This is a genomic window from Streptomyces sp. NPDC005181 (genome assembly GCF_040608395.1).
Taxonomy (GTDB): Bacteria; Actinomycetota; Actinomycetes; order Streptomycetales; family Streptomycetaceae; genus Streptomyces.
Genome location: NZ_JBEXID010000047.1, coordinates 25964 through 42456, shown reverse-complemented (window position 1 = coordinate 42456; position 16493 = coordinate 25964). Strand labels below are relative to the sequence as shown.

General features: G+C 70.0%; 12 protein-coding genes, 1 pseudogene and 1 riboswitch. Of the genes and pseudogenes, 7 read left to right on the top strand and 6 right to left on the bottom strand.

Annotated elements, in window-relative coordinates; genetic code table 11:
* Nucleotides 1–12 precede the first annotated feature (12 nt).
* Complete coding sequence (locus ABZV38_RS26025; RefSeq protein ID WP_356330734.1) at nucleotides 13–546, bottom strand: hypothetical protein; 534 nt, start codon at nucleotides 544–546, stop codon at nucleotides 13–15.
* Between the two features lie 182 nt (nucleotides 547–728).
* Nucleotides 729–1967, bottom strand: coding sequence for a Glu/Leu/Phe/Val dehydrogenase dimerization domain-containing protein (locus tag ABZV38_RS26020; protein WP_356330732.1), 1239 nt, complete (start codon nucleotides 1965–1967; stop codon nucleotides 729–731).
* 294 nt (nucleotides 1968–2261) lie between these two features.
* On the opposite strand from ABZV38_RS26020, the gene ABZV38_RS26015 reads away from it, so the two are divergent.
* Together ABZV38_RS26015 and ABZV38_RS26010 are read left to right on the top strand one after the other, a co-directional pair.
* Complete coding sequence (locus ABZV38_RS26015; RefSeq protein WP_356330730.1) at nucleotides 2262–2702, top strand: PPOX class F420-dependent oxidoreductase; 441 nt, start codon at nucleotides 2262–2264, stop codon at nucleotides 2700–2702.
* Nucleotides 2703–2800: 98 nt separating this feature from the next.
* A complete protein-coding gene (locus tag ABZV38_RS26010; protein WP_356330728.1) occupies nucleotides 2801–4042 on the top strand; it encodes an MBL fold metallo-hydrolase in 1242 nt (413 codons plus the stop codon).
* 389 nt (nucleotides 4043–4431) lie between these two features.
* Here the strand turns inward: ABZV38_RS26010 and ABZV38_RS26005 are convergent, their stop codons facing one another.
* The 4 genes and pseudogenes from ABZV38_RS26005 to ABZV38_RS25990 form a co-directional block, all read right to left on the bottom strand.
* Entirely contained in the window at nucleotides 4432–5610 is a 1179-nt protein-coding gene (locus ABZV38_RS26005) for a proprotein convertase P-domain-containing protein (protein ID WP_356330726.1), read from the bottom strand.
* A complete protein-coding gene (locus ABZV38_RS26000; RefSeq protein ID WP_356330725.1) occupies nucleotides 5607–6473 on the bottom strand; it encodes a S8 family serine peptidase in 867 nt (288 codons plus the stop codon). Before ABZV38_RS26000 ends, ABZV38_RS26005 begins: the two co-directional genes overlap by 4 nt.
* A pseudogene (locus tag ABZV38_RS25995) lies at nucleotides 6425–7606 on the bottom strand (IS1380 family transposase); the annotation flags it as partial. The pseudogene ABZV38_RS25995 and the gene ABZV38_RS26000, both read right to left, overlap by 49 nt.
* Before the next feature lie 734 nt (nucleotides 7607–8340).
* On the bottom strand, nucleotides 8341–10956 hold the full coding sequence (locus ABZV38_RS25990) for an AMP-binding protein (protein WP_356330723.1): 2616 nt from the start codon (nucleotides 10954–10956) through the stop codon (nucleotides 8341–8343).
* A gap of 216 nt (nucleotides 10957–11172) precedes the next feature.
* Here ABZV38_RS25990 and ABZV38_RS25985 point away from each other — a divergent pair, with 216 nt between their 5' ends.
* From ABZV38_RS25985 to ABZV38_RS25965, 5 genes are all read left to right on the top strand, one after another.
* Nucleotides 11173–12192 (top strand): iron ABC transporter substrate-binding protein, encoded by a 1020-nt coding sequence (locus ABZV38_RS25985; RefSeq protein WP_356330722.1) that lies wholly within the window; start codon nucleotides 11173–11175, stop codon nucleotides 12190–12192.
* A 6-nt stretch (nucleotides 12193–12198) separates the two neighbouring features.
* Nucleotides 12199–13794, top strand: coding sequence for an iron ABC transporter permease (locus ABZV38_RS25980; protein WP_356330720.1), 1596 nt, complete (start codon nucleotides 12199–12201; stop codon nucleotides 13792–13794).
* Entirely contained in the window at nucleotides 13791–14840 is a 1050-nt protein-coding gene (locus ABZV38_RS25975; RefSeq protein WP_356330718.1) for an ABC transporter ATP-binding protein, read from the top strand. The genes ABZV38_RS25980 and ABZV38_RS25975 overlap by 4 nt, the downstream gene beginning before the upstream one ends.
* 163 nt (nucleotides 14841–15003) lie before the next feature.
* A riboswitch (cobalamin riboswitch) is annotated at nucleotides 15004–15164 on the top strand.
* Between the two features lie 437 nt (nucleotides 15165–15601).
* Nucleotides 15602–16063, top strand: coding sequence for a hypothetical protein (locus ABZV38_RS25970; protein ID WP_356330716.1), 462 nt, complete (start codon nucleotides 15602–15604; stop codon nucleotides 16061–16063).
* Entirely contained in the window at nucleotides 16056–16343 is a 288-nt protein-coding gene (locus ABZV38_RS25965; RefSeq protein WP_356330714.1) for a hypothetical protein, read from the top strand. The genes ABZV38_RS25970 and ABZV38_RS25965 overlap by 8 nt, the downstream gene beginning before the upstream one ends.
* Nucleotides 16344–16493: the final 150 nt, after the last annotated feature.

Sequence of the window (16493 nt, the reverse complement as noted above, 5' to 3'; positions counted from 1 at the left end):
TGGCGTCAACGGTCAGCCGGTACCAGCTGTCCTTGCGCGGCAGATCGAACGTGTCAGGGCCGTGGTCCCGGTGGTCCGGAAGGCCGCGGCGACGCGCGCGCCCTTCGGTGCGTCGGGGCTCCCGGCGGACGGCGTGGCGCCGTCGACCAGGACGCGTAGCGTGTCGGTGCTGCTGTCCGAGTACCCCGAGGCGACCAGCTCGGTCACGTCGAAGAGGCGCCGGTCCACCCGGCCCTGCGCGATCTGCCCGACGGCGTCGATCGGCACCGCGTACTCGTGGCCGTCCGCCCGGAACCGGGTGAAGCCCATGCCCTCGCGGCCGGATCCCGGCACGATCGAGCTGATCTGTACGGCGTTCCCGCTGCCGGAGTACGTCACCACGTCGCCGGTCAGCAGGGTGACGGTGCGGGATCCGCCGCCAGTCCCCGGGGACACGGCCGGGTCGGCGAATACGGGTGCCTGGTCGGCCGCGGCGGGGAGCGATCCACCGGCAAGGGCGGCGGCGAGCGCTGTGGCGCAGGCCGCCGCCCATCTGGTCCATCTCATTCTCACCTCGTGAACTTGTGTGTTCTCAGGGGGTGGTGAGGTGAGACTGCCAGGAGCATGGCGTAACGGAGGCGGCCGGAGCTGGCGGAAGGCTGCCATGGCAGCTATTCGCCGTAGGGCCCCGGGGCCGGCGGGAGTCGGGCCGCCCGCAGCGACTCAGCGGGCCCGGTGGCGTGGCTGGCTCACCGGTACCAGCCGAACCGCTCGGCCATGACCGGAAGCCGCTCGGCGACGAGGGCATGGGCCGCCACCCGGGGCGTGGAGCCGTCGGCCTCGGCCCGGGCCAGCATCCGGCCGATCAGCGCGCGCATCGAGCGACGGGTGTGTCCGAACGCCTCCTCGGCGTCGGCTCCGATGTCGCCGAACAGCGTCCACCACCACCATGCGTTCGTACCGGAGTTGACAACCACGTCGGGCAGTACGGTGATCCCTCGCTCGGCGAGCAGTGCCTCGGCTTCCGGCAGTACCGGCATGTTGGCCGCCTCGACGATCCAACGGGCGGTGATCCGAGCCTGGTTCGTTGCGTCGACGGCGTACGAGACGGCTGCCGGTACGAGCACCTCCGCCTCCTGCGTCAGCCACGCGTCGGCGGGCAGCTCCCGGTCCCCGTCCCGCAGCGCACCGCGGTCCACCGTGCCGTACGCGTCGCGAGCCGCGAGCAGCGCCTCGACATCGAGGCCTGCCGGGTTGGCGATCGTCCCCTTGATGTCGGCGACGGCGACGACCTTCAGTCCGGCCCGGGCGAGGAACCGTGCCGTCGCCCCGCCCATCGTGCCGAGCCCCTGTACGGAGACCCTGGCCTCCGTGTACGCGACGCCCGCCCGGTCCAGCGCAGCGAGCGCCGACTCGGCGACCCCGCAGCCGCCGACCAGCTCGTCGAGCCCGATGCCGTCCACCTCGACGGCGAACGCGTCGGCGAGCCGCTGCCGCGCCGCGGTCTCGTCGTCGAGGAGCGGATAGACCGCCTGGATCGAGGAGACGAGCCCGGCCTCGGCCGCCGCCCGGTCGACGATGTCCTGGGTGAGTCCGAGATCCTCACCGGTCGTCCAGACGTTCTCTATATACGGACGCACGGCCCGCAGATAGCGCACCAGTACCCCGTACGCCTCCGGATCGCGTGGGTCGCAGTCGATGCCGCCCTTGGCGCCGCCGAGCGGTATGTAGCGCGCCTGCGTGTCATCGGCATCGAAGTGCAGGGCCTCCTTCATCGTCATGCCCCGGGCGAGTCCCGTCACCTCGTCGAGCGTGCAGCCCGCCCGCATCCGTAGCCCGCCGCTCGACACGCCGCGCACCAGCCGGTCGACGACCAGATGGCCCTGGCGTCCGGTGACATGGTCCGTCCAGGTCAGCGAGATCAGCGGGGCGGGCAGGGCGGACGGGGACACCGCCGGAGCCGTCGGAGTCGTCGTCGGTGTCGTCATCGGGGTGTCTCCTCGGTAACAGGGATCGGGGTGGGCCCCGGAGTGGTCCGGGCCAGGGCGCGCGGCGAGCTCCACCGGCGATGCGGCGTGGCCGCCGCGACCGGCGATTTACTGAATCGCCGGTCAGTATCGGGAGACGGGAGCGCCCCTGTCAATGTGGCCCTTGCTGAATCGTTGTTCAGTGGCTGGAGTCCGGGCTGCGGTCACGGACGTGACGGGAGGTGGCCCCCGGATGTGACATGAGCGAGTGGCCGAACGCGGAATCCTGCGATGGGTACGCACGTTGGATTCGGCATGAGGGGAATTGATGCAGAGCAGGATGCGCTCCTGCGGCTGGTCGCCGAGGAGAGTGACGGGGTGCTCGTGACGCTGAAGCGGGACGGCCGGCCCCAGCTGTCCAATGTCAATCACTTCTACTATCCCGCGGAGCGCATCATCCGTGTCTCGATCACCGAGGGCCGGGCGAAGACACGGAACCTGCGGCGCGATCCGCGGGCCAGCTACCACGTCACCAGCAAGGACCGCTGGGCCTGGACGGTTGCGGACGGAACGGCCGAGCTGTCGCCGGTCGCCGCCGATCCGTCCGACGCGACCGTCGAGGAGCTGATCACGCTCTACCGGGACGTGCAGGGCGAGCACCCCGACTGGGACGATTACCGCAGCGCGATGGTCCGCGACCGGCGGATCGTTCTGCGGCTACATGTCGAACATGTGTACGGACAGTCGCGTGGCTGAGGCGGCGGGGTCCGGCCGTCAGCCCGTTGGTCGCCCCTACTCGCACTGTCGTACCCCCTGTTCATAATGAAACGACACCGACTCCCTCAGGAGATGTTGTGACCGGCGCTGACTCCTTGCATCCGCTCCGTACCCGGCTGCGTTCGCTGCGACCCGCCGCATTCGGCGCCGACCCGGGGGGCGCACGCATGGAGCGCATCCGGAACTCGCCCAATTTCGCCGACGGGGTCTTCCAGAACCCGGTAGGGGCGCGGACCAGGCCGTCCGGCTCGACGCTGGAGTTCGCGAAGGTCTACTTCCGCAAGGAGGAGCGGGTACACAGGTCGCCGAACGGCACGGTGCCCGTTCATGCGACCACCCTCGCCGACCTTGCCCGGCCACCCGCCACCGGGCTGCGGCTCACCTGGATGGGCCACTCGAGCGTGCTCGCCGAGATCGACGGCCGCCGGGTGCTCTTCGACCCGGTGTGGGGGGAGCGCTGTTCGCCGTTCGCGTTCGCCGGGCCCAAGCGGCTGCACCCGGTGCCACTGCCGCTCGCGGCGCTCGGCCCGGTCGACGCTGTCGTGATCTCGCACGACCACTACGACCACCTCGACCTGCCGACGATCCGCGCCCTGGCGGGTACGGACACGGTCTTCGCGGTGCCGCTCGGTGTCGGCGCCCACCTGGAGCGCTGGGGCGTGTCCGCCGACCGGTTGCGCGAGCTCGACTGGAACGAGACCACGAACATCGCCGGGATCAGCCTCACCGCGACCCCGGCCCGCCACTTCTGCGGACGCGGCCTGCGCAACCAGCAGCACACGCTCTGGGCGTCCTGGGCCGTCGCGGGCCCCGAGCACCGGATCTACCACTCCGGGGACACCGGCTACTTCCCGGGCTTCAAGGACATCGGCGCCGAGCACGGTCCGTTCGACGCGACGATGATCCAGATCGGTGCGTATTCAGAGTACTGGCCCAAGAACCACACGGACTGTACCCCACTCCCCGGTGGGTGGCCCGACATCCACATGACGCCCGCTCAGGGCATCCAGGCACACCTTGACCTGCAAGGGGGCAAGCCGCACGGCGTCATGATGCCCATCCACTGGGGCACCTTCACCCTCTCCATGCACCCGTGGGCAGAGCCCGGCGAGTGGACTAAGGACGCCGCCGAGAAAGCCGAGCAGCCAGCCGCATTTCCCCGGCCGGGCGAGCCCTTCGAGCCCGCGGGAACGCTTCCCCTCGATCCCTGGTGGCGGGCCGTGGCTACCCCGATCGCACACCCCTGGCGCCGTACCAAAGCAACGGACGTTGCTCAGGGTCAGGACAGCCGCGATCTTGATCTTGCGGGTGAGCGGTGACTCGGGTCAGGGACGAAAACCAACAACACCTACCTGCAGGCCCGTTACAAGCGGCTGACCGCCCGGCGCGGCCCGCTCAGGGCCCTGGTCGCCGTCGAGCACTCGATCATCACCGCGATCTGGCACATGCTCACCGACCACGTCCCCTACCACGAGCTCGGCCCTACTTCGCCCAGCGCGACCCCGAACGCGCCACCCGCCGCGCGATCACTGCACTCAACCAGCTCGTCGAGGAGCGCAGCGGCCGTGAGCACGCACGGCTGCGCCTGCGGTGTGTTCAAGGACGTGAACCGAGCCGGTTGCCGGACCGCAAGTGACGCGCTCCCTGGCATGAGTGACCGGCCGCCGCCCTCACCGGGCGGCGGCCGGTTCATTTCGAGGCGGGGGCGTCAGAAGGTGAGCGTCCAGCTGTCGATGGTGCCTGTGGAGCCCCCGTAGACGTCCGAGACGTGGAGCTTCCATGTGCCGGACGCCGGGGACGTACTGGCGTCGACGGTGTAGGTCTTCCTGATGGTCTGGCCGGTGTCCGTCGCCGAAGTCGCCTTCACCAGATACGCCTTGCCGTTCGGGTCCAGGAGCTCGATCTTCAGATCGCCGCGCCACTCATGCTCGGCCTCCACATGGACCTTGAGTTCCCTGGACGCGTTGCCGGGGTAGCCGCTGAGGGTGATCGGCACGTCGACGGAGCCGGAGTCAGGGATGGCGCGGCTGGTCTGGTTCTCGATCGACGGGAACCCCAGCGACCATGCGGTGAGGAATCCTCTGGAATTCCCGACAATGTCGGAGACGAGGAGCTTCCAAGTCCCGTTGGCCGGGGAGTCACTGGCGTCGACCGTGTAGGTGGTGCTGAGGGTGCCGCCGGGCTCCGTCTGGGTCGCCGGCTTGATGGGGTATGTACGGCCGTCGGGGGCCAACAGGTCGATCTGCAGGTCGCCGATCCGTTCGTGCGTGGCACCGACGTACACGCGCAGGATGCGCGCGGCCTTGCCGGTGAACCCGTCAACGGTGATCGGCGAGGTGAGGGTGCCCGGATCGGGGATGAAGTAGGACCCGGTCTTCTCGAAGGAGGCTTCGGTGACCCCACCCCTCGAGGCGAAGAGGAGGGACCAGGAGGTGAGGGTGCCGGTGGCGCCTGTGAAGGCGTCCTTGACGTTCAGCTTCCAGGTGCCGCTCGCGGGGGCGGTGCCCGCGTCGACGACGTAGACGGCGTTGAGGGTGCCGCCGCCCTCCGAGGACAGCGGTTTGAGGGGGTACCTCTGGCCGTCCGGGGCGATCAGATCGATCCTGATTTGACCGCGCCACTCGTGGGTGAGATTCACGGCCACCTTCATCGCACTGGAGGCGTTGCCGGGGACGCCGGACACCGTGATCGGCGCCTCGACGATTCCCGCGTCGGGGATGGCGTACGCCTTTTCGCTGATGACCTTGGTGGGGCGGGGCTTGGGGTCCGGGGCGGGTTCCGGTGCCGGTCCGCCGACCGCCTGGCCGACGTCGATACGGGGGGTGCTGCCGCCGGTGTAGGTGATGGCCTTCCCGGTGTTGGTCAGCCGCGACTCAATGTCCGTCATGCTCTCGGCGGGGAACGCCTGTCGGAGGATCGCCAGGGCGCCGGACACGTGGGGGTGGCCATGGAGGTGCCGTTCAGGGAGGCGTAGCCGCCGCCGGGAACGGAGGAGACGATGTTGGTGCCGGGGGCGAAGTAGTCCAGCAGCGGGCCGCGGTTGGTGAAGGTGGCCAGCTGGTCGTCGTCGGTGGTGGCGCCGACCGTGACGGCGGAGGACACACAGCCGGGGGCGCTGACCGCGTCGGTGTAGCCGTTGTTGCCGGCCGCGACGACGGTGGCGACACCCTGCGTGAGCAGGTTGTCGATGATCAGCTTGCGCGGGTCGGAGGCGCATTCGGAGGTCCAACGCCCGGCGCCGAGGGACAGGTTCGCGGCGGCGACGTTGGTTCCGGCCGTCTTCAGCGCGGAGACCTTCTCCAGTCCCTTGATCTGGGAGCTGGTGAAGCTGAGCACGCACGGGCTGGCCCCTGCTCCGCAGTAGTCGTCGGAGTCGAACCGGGAGAACACCTGGATGGCGATGAGGTCCGCGCCGGGGGCGACACCGCGTACGGGTGCGCCGCTGACGCCGGTTCCGTCACCGGCGGCGATCCCGGCGACGTGGGTGCCGTGGGAGCAGGCGTCGCCCATCGTGGCGCACGGCCCCGCTTCGGAGTCCGCGCTGCCGGAGCCCTGCTGCTCGGTGGTGCCGCCGGGGCAGAGGCTGGTGGCGCCGTAGCTGTCGTCGTTGACGGAGTAACACGCCTCGGTCTTGACCCGGTTGCCGAAGAACGGGTGCTTGGTGGCGACGCCGGTATCGAGGACGGCTATCGCGGTGCCCGCGCCGGCAGGCGGGATGGGAAGCGTCCGAAGCCGGTGGTCTTGCCGCACCGGATGTGGTCCTCGACGGTGGCGTGTCCACGGTGGCGGACCTCCAGGAACTGGGCCGAGCCGCCGGAGTACGGGGTGTCGGTGAGGAAGACCTGGTGCCGCAGGCCCTCGTCACTGTCGAACAAGGAGAGCTGGGCGCCGGGGTGCGGGCGTTCGCGGCGCACAATGATGCGGGTGCCGGCCGGGTAGCCGTTCAGGTCGACCATGCCGGTCAGCTCGGCGACCTCGGCGGACTCACGCAGGGTCCCGTCGGCGTCCAGGGCGGGGTGCCAGACCTGTTCGGGCAGGGCGCGGATCGCGCGGCGGACCGGTGCGGTGACCGCGTATCCGACCGAGAAACGCAGGTGAAGGCCGTTGTCACGCAAGGCGCGGAGATGCGTGAGAAACGCCTTTGCGCTGCCCGCGCTGTCGGTGCGGACCAGGATGTCGGTGCCGTGCCGGTGGGCGTCGGGGATCTGCGCGAGGGCCTGGTCGAGCACGGTGATGTGATCGGCGGCGGTGTTGGCTCCGGAGTTGCCAGGCCGCAGCAGCCCGGACATCGCCTCGCCGGTGTTGGCCAGGAAACACAGCAACGGGTGGAACCCGAAGCCGCCTTTGTAGGTGGGTGCGGCCTGGTCTTTCTCGGAGTGGCAGGTGACCAGCGTGGCGTCGAGGTCCAGGACCAGGCCGGGCAGTTCGCGTCCGCCGGCTTTCACTGCAGGTATCGCGGTGCGGGTCTCGGCGGCCTGCAGCCAGGCCACCTCCCGGGCTGCGGCGCGGGCCGACCGCAGACGGTCCAGTATGCGTTCGTCGACGGCGGCCAGCAGCGGCCAAGCCGTCGGCGTGGAGGCCACCGGGCCGAACACCTCGCGCTGGTCCCGAAGAACGGCCAGATCCGCGATCGCCTCGCCGCCGTCGGCGAGCATCACTGCGAGATCGGTGGCGATCCGGCCTGGGTCATGGCCGGTGCCGCGCGGCCGAAGCGGCCGGAGCACGGTGGAGTACGCCGCCGTCAGCCCGGTCGCTTCGGCGAGGTCCGCCAGCAAACGTGCTCCGGCGTGCCCGACCGCCCCCGACCCGTCAGTGGACACGACAAGCCGGGGCCGCGAACCGATATCCTTCACGCAGAAAGTGCCTTCCTCTGGCGACGACAGAACCCCTAGACAAGGTCCATCGTCCCAGCTCAGGAAGGCACTTTTGCGTTTTCTACCCAACCCTCAGCCGCACCCCAACCGAAACGGCGGGGTTAGTGGCCGTGGCTGTCGTTGTGGGCCGTCGTCGGAGAGGGCTTTGCCGGAGTGGGGTCGCCGGGGGCCGAGGGTGCCGGGGTAGCGGGCGGCCAGGCGCGCTTGCGGGCCCGCTGCGTCTGTCACCGGGCGGGTCGGCCGGCAGTGGAAGAGCCCGACGCCGTTTCCGAGGTCCGGGCGTCGAGGAGCTGGGTCGAGGTCACGTGCGAGTTTCCTTTGGTGGTGCAGCCGTGGCTCGTCACCGGTCTGCCATCGAGGAGCAGATCGGGGCAAAATGCCTGGATCTATACGCGCTGCACCACGGAATCGACGGAACTTCGCAAGGCAGGCAGTGTGGCCGGGGACGTCCGGACCCTAGACGCCGTCGTCATCACGGCGAGGTCGGAAGACGCTTCGCAGAGAGGAAGCAGCGGCGGGCCGGGAAGGTCTGCGCCCCGCTGTCGGTCCGATCGGTCGCCCAGGTCGGCCGTGTTGCGGGAGTCGACTCGAGGTGACTCGACTGTTGCTGCGGCACCGTCGTACTCGCTCGTGGGGGGGGGCGGGGACGAAGCCCCGAGGCGGAACGGCGCGAGGCGCCCTGCCTGGACCGATGCAGCACGGTGCTCACGCCAGCGACAGGAACCGACGAGTCGTGGAGACGCTCACGAAGGTGTTCTGCTGCCCGAGCCGAGAAGCCGCCGCACGCCCGTGTACGGACGCCGGTACGCGGACGAAGCCGGTGACGGCAAGGCGGGCAGCAGCTTCAGCAGGCGGCTCACGCCGGCGGCGTACGCGATGCCGAAGAGGAGCGCTGCCAGGAAGGCCAGGTGCCGTGAGAATCCGTCGATGAGCGGGAAGATCTGCCAGTGGGTCAGGTAGATGTACAGCGAGCTAGTGGCCAGGAGGCCTGCCACCTGGTTGACGCGCTCCCGGCTGGGCAGGGTGGGCACCCACACCAGTAGCGCGAAGCCGGCCATGATGATCACTTCCCGGCCGGGGTCGCCGGAGAAGAAGCCTGGCACGGTGGCCAATGCCGAGACGGTGACCAGCAGGCGCTGGCGTACGCTGCCCGCCTTCGCTGCCGCCCAGCCGAGCGCGAACAGCCAGAACACGGTGACCGCATCAGGCATTTCGGTGCGACCGGGCAGGCCGACGAGGTCGTAGCGGGTGAGGAGCCCCAGGCCCGCGAGGCCCAGAGGCAGGGCATAGGGGAAGCGGCGCTCCATCCGGTCCACGATGGGGAGGCATAGGAGGGTGACGGCCACGATCAGGATGTGGACCAGGGCCTCGATGAACCAGAAGTGCATGCCTGTCTTGAGGTCTTCCGGCCCGAAAACACTGTCGAGCAGGAAGAGATTGGCGAGTGTGTAGTCGTCGTTGAGGAGGAGGATGAAGCCGATCCACGTCATGCTCGGCACCGCGACCCGGGCGATGCTGGCCCAGGCCCGGCGCACGCGTTCGCGTCGGTCGGCTGTGGTGAGGTGGAAGCGGGCGAAGTTGTACCCGGCGACCGCGAGCAGGATGTGCGCTCCGCCCTTGATGCCGAACACGTGGATGTGTGACCCGACGATGCAGAAGATCGCCAGGGCGCGGAGCGCGACGCTGGTCTCCAGCACGCGCGTGCGGGAGGGGCGGGCCGGCGGCTCGGACGCCCGGAGGTCCCGGATCGGCGTCGTGTGCCAGTTGGCCGGCAGGTGGCCGAGCCGCTCTTCGAGGTGAAGTGACATCTCGACGTACGACAGCGAGTCGCCGCCCAGGCTGACAAACGAGCCATCTTCTGTCACGTTCGCCCGGTCGAGTACCTCGGCGTAGAGCAGGCACAGGTCTCCGGGGCTGTTGCCCGGGGGGAGGGTGTGCCCTGGCGACGCGGCGGGGGCCGGGCGGCTCAGTGCGCGCACCGCCCGGTAGTCGGGCTTGCCCGTGGGCAGGCGGGGGAGATCCGCCACGATGTGGACGTGGACCGCGCGGGTCGGCAGTCCGCACTCGTCGGCGACGAGCCTGCGGATCCGCCGCGCGTCGGCTTCGCGAGCGCCCGCGACGGCGATGGCGAGGACTTCGTCGTCGCCCGCGCACAGGGCGGTGACCCCGTGCCGGGTGAGCATCGCCTCGACCTGCGCGGGGTCGATGCGCAGGCCGAATATTTTCACGAACCGGCTGTGGCGGCCGACGATTTCGTAGAGCCCGCCGGGGGTGAGCCGTGCGATGTCGCCGGTGTGCAGCTCTGTTGTCGTCCGGCCCAGCGCGAGGTCCTGCGGGGTGTGCGCGTAGCCGAGCATGACGTTGGGGCCCGCGTACACCAGCTCGCCGGTGTCCTCCTCGGGCCAGTCCGGCAGCGGCTGGAGTCGGAACGAGCCGCCGGGGACGGGGATGCCGGCCGCTTCGGGGCGGGTCTCGGCGAATTCCGGCGGCAGGTAGGCCATGCGGGCCGTCGCCTCGGTCTGGCCGTACATCACGAAGAGCTCCCAGCCGGCGGTGTGGCCCAGTCCGGCGTACCGCCTGACCCGTTCGGGTGCCAGCCGTCCCCCCGCCTGGGTCACGTACCGCAGATGGGGGAGTTCCATGTCAGCGAAGCCGGCCCGGTCCAGCAGGTCGAAGGTGTACGGGACGCCCGCGAAGGTCGTGCCGCGTCCGGTGCGGAACAGCTCCCAGAAGCAACTGTCGGCGACCGACAGGTCGGTGAGGATCAGCCCGGCGCCCCGGAGCAGGTGGCTGTGGATGACGGAGAGGCCGTAGCAGTAGTGCATGGGCAGGGTGGTGGCGGCCCGGTCCGCGTCCCGGATGTCGAGGTACTGCGCGATCGACTCGGCGTTGGACTGCAGATTCTCGTGTGACAGCCGGACGAGCTTGGGTGATCCGGTGGAGCCGGAGGTGCTCAGCAGCAGGGCGAGGTCCGCGTGCAGGGTGTGCGCGGAGACGGGGCGTCGCTCGTCGAGCACCCACGCTCCGCCGTCCGGGTGAGCGACGACGTCCGGGTCGTACACGTCGATCAGCGACTGCACGGCTTCAGGGTGGTCGCCCGGCACCAGGAGGACGGGGTGCCCGGCCGCGAGGGCGGCGAGGTGGATGACGAGGGCGTCGAGGGTGTTCGCGCCGACGAGCAGGACCAGGCGGCGTTCGGCGCCGAGGCGGCGGGCCGTCGCATCGACTCGGGCGGCGAGCTGGGCGTAGCTGACCCGACCGTCGGCCGTGATGACGGCGGTCCGGTCGCCGTGCGCGGCAAGGCCGAGGGCGAACGGAACGGATGTGGTGCCTGGGAACAGGTCGGGAAGGACTGTCACAGGCGCATCTTAGGAAAGCCTTACCTCGCCAGGTAGTCACAGGAATGTCACAGATGATTCATTGAAGATCCACAGAAAAATAAGCGGTAGGGTCGGCTCCGCCGATGCGTCGGCACGGCCGAATTGTTGTGTGCGTCACTCTTGACCTTTAGGTTAGCTTTACCTTACTTATGGGGCGTTACTCGGTTCCCCGCTGCCCTTGCAGGAAGGCTTTCCATGCGACGCCCCTTGGTCCGACGCTTGACCGCGCTCTTCGCGGCGGCACTTCTCCTCCCCGCCGTCGCAGCCTGCGGCGTCGACGAGGACGACGCAGGGCTCGTGATCTACTCGGGCCGCAATGAGAAGCTGGTCAAGCCGCTCCTCGACGAGCTGGAGAAGGCCGTCGGTACCACGGTCGCCGTCCGCTACGGCGAGAGCGCCGAACTCGCCGCCCAGATCCAGGAAGAGGGCGGCAAGACCAAGGCCGGCCTGTTCTTCTCCCAGGACGCGGGAGCCCTTGGCGCCCTCTCCGGCAAGGGCCTGCTGGAGAAGCTGCCCCAGGAGTCGCTCGACAAGGTCGACCAGGCCTTCCGCGGTGGCGCGGGCGATTGGGTGGGCACCTCCGGGCGCGTGCGCGTCCTCGCGTACAACCCCGGTCAGGTCTCCAAGGTTCCCGACAGCGTGCACGACCTGGTCAAGCCGGAATGGAAGGGCAAGATCGGCTACGTCCCGACCAACGCCTCCTTCCAGGCCTTCGTCACCGGCATGCGCGTCCTGGAGGGCGACGACGCCACCCGTGCCTGGCTCAAGGGCCTCAAGGCCAATGAGCCGAAGGTCTACGACAACAACCTGAAGGTGCTCGACGGCGTAGGGAAGGGCGAGGTCTCGCTCGGCCTCGTCAATCACTACTACTGGTACGAGCAGGTCGCCGAAAAGGGCGAGTCCAAGGTCAAGGCGAAGATCCACTTCCTCCCCGGCGGCGACCCGGGCGGCCTCGTCAACACCGCCGGAGTCGGCATCGTCAAGGGCAGCGACCAGACACCGGCCGCCCAGAAGGCCGTCGACTTCCTGCTCTCCGAAAAGGCACAGAAGTACTTCGCCGAGGACACGAAGGAATACCCGCTCGCGGCAGGTGTAACCAGCACGGTCAAGGGCCTTCCGCCGCTGGCTTCCCTGGACTCCCCGAAGATCGACCTCGGCAAGCTGGAATCGCTTCAGGAAACCCTGAAGATGCTCCAGGAAGCCGGGATGGTCTGACCCCTCATGCCCTCCACGGATCCCGTCACGCCGACGGATCCCGCCACTGCCAACCCCCCGGACGGCGCCGCCACGCCGACCGGGCGGTCGCGTGCCGGGCGCCGGCCGCCTGCCGTCCTGCTCGTCCCCGCCACCGTCGCCGCGGTGTTCGCCCTGCTGCCGCTCGGCTACCTCGCCGTCCGCTCCCTGGAGCGCGGCCCTGCCTTCGCCTGGGACGTCATCGCCGACGACCGTACCGCCCAACTGCTCGGCCGCAGCCTCGGACTGGCCGCCGTGGTCGTCTCTGCCTGCCTGGTTCTGGGCGTCTCGCTGGCCTGGCTTACCGTACGCACCGACCTGCCCGGCGCCCGCGCCTGGTCGGTGCTGGTGACCCTGCCACTGGCCGTGCCCAGTTACGTCGCCGCGTTCGCCTGGCTGTCCGCCTTCCCGGAGATGGCCGGCTTCACGGGCGCGGCTCTCGCACTGACGCTGGTGAGCTTCCCGTACGTCTACCTGCCCGTCACCGCCGCGCTGCGCGGCACCGACCCCGCGCAAGAGGAGGTCGCCCGATCGCTCGGCCACGGACCGCTGAAGACCTTCCTGCGGGTGACGCTGCCGCAGTTGCGGCCCGCGGCCGCCGGTGGCGCCGTACTCGTCGCGCTGTACGTGTTCTCCGACTTCGGCGCCGTCTCCCTGATGCGGTACGACACCTTCACCCGCGGCATCTACACCTCCTACCGCGCCAGCTTCGACCGCACCCCGGCCGCCGCGCTCAGCGTCGTCCTCGTGGTGATGACGATCCTGCTGGTCGCCGCCGAGGCACGGACCCGGGGCCGGGCAGGCCACGCGAGGACGGGCGGCGGCACCGCGCGCCCCGCCGTCCCCGCGCTGTTGGGCCGTTGGCAGGTGCCCGCCCTGGCCTGGTGCGCGGCGGTCACCGGCGTCGCCGTCCTCACCCCACTGGCGACGCTCGGGTACTGGCTCGCCGTCGGCAACTCCGCGACCTGGGACCCCGACACCCTTCTCGACACCGCCGCCACGACCCTCGGCGTTGCCGCAGCGGGCGCCGCGCTCACCACGCTCCTCGCGCTGCCGGTCGGGGTGATCGCCGCCCGCCACCGCGGCCGCACAGCCACATTGCTGGAGCAGTCCGCCTATGCGGGCCACGCCCTTCCGGGCATCACCGTCGCGCTGTCCCTCGTCTTCTTCGCGGTGCGCTACGCCGAACCGATCTACCAGGAACTCCCGCTGCTGGTCTGTGCGTACGCCGTGCTCTTCCTGCCCGTAGCCGTGGCCGGCACCCGCGCGGCCGTCCTCCAGTCCCCGCCCGTCCTGGAGGACGTCGCCCGCTCCCTCGGCCGCTCCCCGCTGCGCGTGCTGCACGAGGTGACCGTGCCGCTGGCCGCCCCCGGCGTCGCTGCCGGAGCTGCGCTCACCTTCGTCGTGTGCATGAAGGAACTGCCCGCGACCCTCCTGCTGCGCCCCACCGGCATGGACACCCTGGCCACCCGTCTCTGGACGGAAACCGGCACCGGATCCTTCGCCGCCGCCGCGCCCTACGCCGCGGCGCTGATCCTGCTGGCCGCCATCCCGTCCTACCTCCTCGGAAGGCACCGCACATGACCGACCTGCAGATCGCCGGACTGGCCAAGGCGTACGGCCCCGGCGCGGCGCCGGTCCTCGACGGCCTCGACCTCACCGTCCCCGGCGGTGCACTGACCGCTGTCCTCGGTCCCTCGGGCTGCGGCAAGACCACGCTGCTGCGCATCATCGCGGGCTTCCTGCGCGCCGACGAGGGTACCGTCACCCTCGACGGACGCGCACTCAGCGGCCCCGGAGTCCACCTTCCGCCCGAACGCCGCCGCATCGGCATCGTGCCCCAGGAAGGCGCGCTCTTCCCGCACCTGAGCGTGGCCCGCAACGTCGCCTTCGGCCTGACCGGCCTCGACCGGGCCGCCCGCCGACGGCGCACGGAGGAGATGCTCGAACTCGTCGGTCTGGCCGGCTACGGCGACCGCATGCCGCACGAGCTATCCGGAGGCCAGCAGCAGCGCATCGCCCTGGCGCGGGCCCTGGCACCGGAACCCGCCCTTGTCCTCCTCGACGAGCCGTTCAACGCCCTCGACGCCGCCCTGCGCACCGGCGTACGGGCCGACGTACGCGCAGCCCTGCGCGCCACCGGAGCCACCGCCCTGCTCGTCACCCACGACCAGCAGGAGGCCCTCTCCACAGCCGACTTCGTCGCCGTCGTACGGGACGGCCGCGTGGCCCAATGCGACACACCGCACGAGGTATACAGCCGTCCCGCCAACCCCTGGGTCGCCGCCTTCGTCGGTGACGCGGTACTCGTCACCGGCACTGCGGACCAAGACATGGCGGCCACCGTGCTGGGCCGCATCCGACTGACGGAGCCGCCCGGCAGGGTCCGCGAGGGCGTGGTGCTGCTCCGGCCCGAGCAGCTCCGACTGACTGCCCCGGATGCGGCCGAAGCCAGTGGCATGGTGACCGACGTTCGCTTCTACGGTCACGACGCCATGGTCACCGTTGCTGTGGACGGCATCGACGAGCCCATCGACGTCCGGGTCCCCAGCCCGGCCGCCACCCGGCCCGGGGAGCGCACAGGCATCGAGGTGATGGGGGAGGCGACTCTGCACTCCGCCGCCGTGTGATTCCGGACGTGCTCCCCGGGGCGGGACGCGGGCCAGGGATCATGTGGCTGCGGCACGATCTGGCGTGTGTTCCAGCGCACGGTGCCTGACGGAGATTCAGCGCAGCTGCGCGGGGCGCACGCCCGTCGTTAGTGTGACGAATGGCGCCCCCATGCGCCCTTGGCTGAAAGTAGCGCTGGGCGGTACGTTTTCGACGTTGAAACGACAGCGCGCGGAAGTCCGGTGAGATACCGGCACGGTCGCGCCACTGTGAACCGGCGTCGCCTCCCCAGGGATGGTGTCCATCGGTGAGTCAGACCCCGCGTTGTCGTGCATGCTCCATCGAACGGGACGCGTGTTCCCCAAGGAGGTTTGCTGTGGCGCTGCCCACCGCAGCCGGATTCGCCGCCTGGTCCGCAGGGACCCTGCCGCCCGCGACGTCGGCCTTTTCCCGCGCCACGCTTCTCAGCGGGCTGATGCTCGGCTAGCCGCAACCGCCGACGGGCGAGCAGAAGGTCGACTGCTCCCCGTTCCCGCACCCGTACGTGCACGGGTGAGCACACCTTCGCCCCATCCAACCGCTCTCTTGCGCGGTCCCGGCCAACTCACGTTCGACAGAAGGTCTCTGTCAGTCGCGCCTCACCGCGTCCGGTTCCCGGTGCGCCGATGTGTCTGGCGGGCCGAGACCTCGCCCTCGCGTGTGTGGGAGAGGGCGGATCGGAACCATCCCCGCGAGCCAAGGCTGACGTTTTCGGCTGCTCGGAACACTCTGGAGGAAATTCGTGGAACATCGTCGTGCTCTCGCTCTGGCGGGCGCCGTAGTGGCCGTCGGCGCTTCGGGCATCGTCGTCGTGGCCACTCTTACGGGTCAGCCGGCGCCGAACACGGCTGGCCTCAAGCCGCCGGGCGCCGCTTCCACGCCACCTGTAACACCCAGTCCAGTGCCGACGGTTGAGGTCACTCGATACGTGGACATCCCGACTGAACCGCCCTCGCCCGAGTGGCGAGCCTCGGACGCGGAGGGTATCGGGACCAACGGGTCGACGGTGTTGAGTCGGGCCGTCGGCTCGCCGAAGCCGGCGGCGACCCGCCCCGCCGACCCGGTGAGACCCGTCGAAGTGGAGTACAAGGAAGAAAGCAAGAAAGACAAGAAGGACATGAAGGACAAGAAGGGCGAGCATGGTCAAGGCGTCCGCGACTCCGGCGACAACGAGAAGCACGGCGAGGACGAGGACGATGACTGATCGCGTCGGCAGGCGTCGGCGTCCGGCTGCCGTGGCCCGGACGCTGATCGGAGGCGCAAGTCTGGCGGTCACACTGCTGTTGGTGGCTGAGTTCGCCTCTACCCAGCACGCCAAGGACGCCGTCCGTCATCAGGAGCAAGGTGATCGGCGTGAGGCACAGGAGCCATCGGGGGGCGAGGCGCAGCCCGCCCCGTCGGAGCATCCGGTGCGGATCGTCACGATCGTGCGGCGATACGTCGGTCTGGCATACGCAGAGCGCGAGTTGCGGACTTCAAGCTGACGAGCGGACTCGTCGGCCTCACGGAGCGCTCCGACAGTCCTTATGCCCGCAGAAGCGCAGGGGCAGCACGATCCCCAGCCCCGTTCCACGTGCTCGACACGCCTGCACGGCGAGCGGGCCTGTCCCTGCATCCCCCAGCCGACGCGTCGG

What these genes read in the sequence shown, in the direction of transcription:
- ABZV38_RS26015 (WP_356330730.1), top strand. Translation starts at nt 2,262, where the DNA reads ATGAGGGGAATTGATGCAGAGCAGGATGCGCTCCTGCGGCTGGTCGCC.
- ABZV38_RS25980 (WP_356330720.1), top strand. Translation starts at nt 12,199, where the DNA reads ATGCCCTCCACGGATCCCGTCACGCCGACGGATCCCGCCACTGCCAAC.
- ABZV38_RS25975 (WP_356330718.1), top strand. Translation starts at nt 13,791, where the DNA reads ATGACCGACCTGCAGATCGCCGGACTGGCCAAGGCGTACGGCCCCGGC.
- ABZV38_RS25985 (WP_356330722.1), top strand. Translation starts at nt 11,173, where the DNA reads ATGCGACGCCCCTTGGTCCGACGCTTGACCGCGCTCTTCGCGGCGGCA.
- ABZV38_RS26005 (WP_356330726.1), bottom strand. Translation starts at nt 5,610, where the DNA reads ATGACGGACATTGAGTCGCGGCTGACCAACACCGGGAAGGCCATCACC.
- ABZV38_RS26025 (WP_356330734.1), bottom strand. Translation starts at nt 546, where the DNA reads ATGAGATGGACCAGATGGGCGGCGGCCTGCGCCACAGCGCTCGCCGCC.
- ABZV38_RS25965 (WP_356330714.1), top strand. Translation starts at nt 16,056, where the DNA reads ATGACTGATCGCGTCGGCAGGCGTCGGCGTCCGGCTGCCGTGGCCCGG.
- ABZV38_RS26020 (WP_356330732.1), bottom strand. Translation starts at nt 1,967, where the DNA reads ATGACGACACCGACGACGACTCCGACGGCTCCGGCGGTGTCCCCGTCC.